The 594-nt window shown below is 64.8% G+C and carries 1 protein-coding gene; it reads left to right on the top strand.

The annotated features are described in order from the left end of the window. A partial coding sequence (locus tag EN786_RS35985; protein ID WP_189524372.1) for an IS66 family transposase zinc-finger binding domain-containing protein occupies window positions 1-594 on the top strand: 594 nt, incomplete at both ends.

A 594-nucleotide genomic window follows, 5' to 3' on the forward strand; every position in this document is an offset into this window, starting at 1 on the left:
CGCTGATTTCCTCGCCCGGATCGCGCTTCTGGAGGCGGCCGTTGCTGCCCGTGACACCACCATCGCCGAACGCGATGAGCAGTTGCGCAGAGAGCGCGCCGAGACCGCACTTCGCATCCAGTGCCTGCAGCTGCGGATCGATCGCTTCAACCGCAAGGCCTTCGGCCGCTCGTCCGAGAAGCTCGGTCAGATGCTGCTCGAACTCGAAGATCTCGAGACCGATGTCGCCGCCAGTGGGCCCGATACCCAGCTGCCCATCGTCGCTGACACCGACAAGGTCCGGATCTTGCCGGTGCGCAAGCTCAACCCGAACCTGCCGCGCAAGCGGGTGGTTCGCGAGCCGGCTTGCGCATGCTGCCCGGGCTGCGGCGGCGATCTGCGCACCATGGGCGAAGATAGCGAGGAGATGCTCGACCTGGTCGCCCAGGCCTGGCAGGTGATCGAGACCGTTCGACCCAAATACAGCTGCCGGACCTGCGATAAAATCATTCAGGCGCCGGCACCCGCCAAGGCCATTGCACGCGGCAAGCTCAGCTACGCCGCGCTCGCCCATATCATGATGGCCAAGTGGGGTTATCATCTGCCGTACTACCG

It is taken from the genome of Mesorhizobium sp. M4B.F.Ca.ET.143.01.1.1 (assembly GCF_004792275.1).
Lineage (GTDB): Bacteria > Pseudomonadota > Alphaproteobacteria > Rhizobiales > Rhizobiaceae > Mesorhizobium > Mesorhizobium abyssinicae.